Source organism: Nostoc sp. WHI, from assembly GCF_015714725.1.
Classification (GTDB): domain Bacteria; phylum Cyanobacteriota; class Cyanobacteriia; order Cyanobacteriales; family Nostocaceae; genus Nostoc.
Genome location: NZ_WBKM01000386.1, coordinates 1 through 2,073, shown reverse-complemented (window position 1 = coordinate 2,073; position 2,073 = coordinate 1). Strand labels below are relative to the sequence as shown.

3 protein-coding genes are annotated in these 2,073 nt (G+C 42.8%); all 3 read left to right on the top strand.

Annotation, left to right across the window (positions count from 1 at the left end; genetic code table 11):
* Positions 1 to 2: 2 nt before the first annotated feature.
* The 3 genes from F8S12_RS39705 to F8S12_RS39695 all read left to right on the top strand — a co-directional run bounded on the left by F8S12_RS39705 (position 3) and on the right by F8S12_RS39695 (position 1,960).
* Positions 3 to 323: a hypothetical protein gene (locus F8S12_RS39705; protein WP_442946780.1), complete on the top strand. Its 321-nt coding sequence runs from the start codon at positions 3 to 5 to the stop codon at positions 321 to 323.
* 120 nt (positions 324 to 443) lie between these two features.
* Entirely contained in the window at positions 444 to 854 is a 411-nt protein-coding gene (locus tag F8S12_RS39700; RefSeq protein ID WP_196521770.1) for a hypothetical protein, read from the top strand.
* Between the two features lie 296 nt (positions 855 to 1,150).
* A complete protein-coding gene (locus F8S12_RS39695; protein ID WP_196521769.1) occupies positions 1,151 to 1,960 on the top strand; it encodes a Rieske 2Fe-2S domain-containing protein in 810 nt (269 codons plus the stop codon).
* Positions 1,961 to 2,073 lie beyond the last annotated feature (113 nt).

Below are 2,073 nucleotides of genomic sequence, written 5' to 3'. Positions count from 1 at the left end.
GTATTGCTTCGGAATGCTTAGGCTTAACCCGTGCTGATTATTTAGAACACATTGTTAGGCATAACGATAACCCTTGTATTACACGGGAAGACTCAGATTTTTTAGCTCCCATTCAACCAAGTATTACACGGCAGAGTGAGTCACATCAGATATCTAATACCACAAGCGCTAAACAACCTGTCGGTTTGCCACCGATAAGAGAACTTGAAATTTTACGCGATCGCATTTTGTCCCAACTGAAGTTAGGTAAGCAAGCTACTGGGTATAAAACTGCTCAGAAGGTTCTCAATCGTTTCATTGCTGAACTAATCGGTTCAGTTTAGCTGTTTGGGGAATTCGCCAACGGTATCGTTAACGCCGTTCAACTTACCAAGCTTGACGAGGAGAACTTATCACCAAACTTTGAAACACTCTTTGAAAAAGGAGCTTGGTTTGGAGCCGTTATGGAAGCCCCAATCAAGAGGTTTGTGGGGCCAGCAGGTGCAATAGCCCAGTTTATTGGTTTAAAGGCTAAAACCTTCACGTTGCGAATAGAAAGCTGGAGTGGTGGACATATAGCGGCAATTAATATCAACAATCAGCTCATGTATAGAGGGTTGGTTGCCACTACTCCGATTGCTGAAAACCAGACTACCTGGCATATTTTGATCATGGTGAAGAAAACCGGCTTCTTCTGGAAGGATATATTTGCCCGCGCGGGTTTTGGTTGGCAAAACCAAGTTGGTGCTATAGAGGATATACCAGTCTTTAATAGCATGAGGCACGACGGGGGTGGAGCTTATATCCCGTATGACCGGGTGATGTTGAAGTTCAGAGAGTTTTATCAAACTTGGGTCGATAAAGTAGAAGTTTAGACTCTGAAGCCTTACTGCTACCCCTGAGCGATCGCATCCACCCCTAACATCTTTGACTTCACCCTGACAGCTTTTCGGATTCATCTCTTGATAGCGATCGCCTCCTGCGGCGCATAACCCATTGCAACTTCTTTTCAAAGAGAAGCAGTACACATCTTATTTGAAAATCAGCCGAGTGACAAATCAGATTTCGTCAAACCAATCAACTAAGACGAAGACGTTTGTCAATAATCTATGTGCCACTTTCAGGTGCATTTGCCCTGCCAATATTTCAAGATATTTAGAAGGAGAAAAAAATGACAAGTATTATCGAAACCATCAAACAGCCAAAGCCAACTAAATCGGAAGCGAGTGTCAATAAAAACCCGATGAATCTTGCCGCCAGTTGGTACGTTGCTATGCGCTCCAAAGAGTTGGGGAAAAAGCTAAAAGCCATACAGCTATTCGGTCAGGACTTGGTAGCTTGGCGAGATAAAAACGGCACACCAGTGATCATGGAGCGTTACTGCTCGCACATGGGTGCAAGTCTTGCAATTGGTGAGCTAAAAGACGGTTGTATTCAATGTCCTTTTCATCACTGGCAATACGATAACGAAGGGAATTGTGTTTCTATTCCTGACATAGAAAATATTCCCCCAACGGCTCATCAAGCGACTTATGTTACACAGGAAAGATATGGTTACATCTGGGTGTGGTATGGTACCTCTTCTCCTCTGTTTCCCTTGCCTGAGTTTGCCCCGATGGAAAGCGAAAAGCATAATTATATGCCTTGGTATTTTACCCTAAATACTAAAACGACAGTGAAACAAGTGTTGGAAAATATTTCTGACTATTCTCATATCGCCGCACTACATAATTTTCCGCAAACCAGCATTAAACTCACCTCCCTTGATGATCAGCACTCACCACAAGAGTTTCAAGCATTGGTTGAAAAAAAAGCTTGGTATGGAACTTTAGTTGTAATCGACCACGGGGCGATCGCAAATTACAAGAAAGTAAAACCCATTGACATCAAAGAGTTAGAGTTCAAAAGAAGCAGACAGCAGACTGATTCAATTTGGGAAATCAAACTGTATAAATTCGTGGGTTTTAAGCAGCATTTTTGACAGCAACTTTACTCGGCAGGAACTTGTGGAAGTAAAGAAGGAGTTGGTTGACCCTGGCGTTTAGCGCTAATGGCTTGAGTCAAAAATTCCAAGACATTTCGACGCTGAGACTT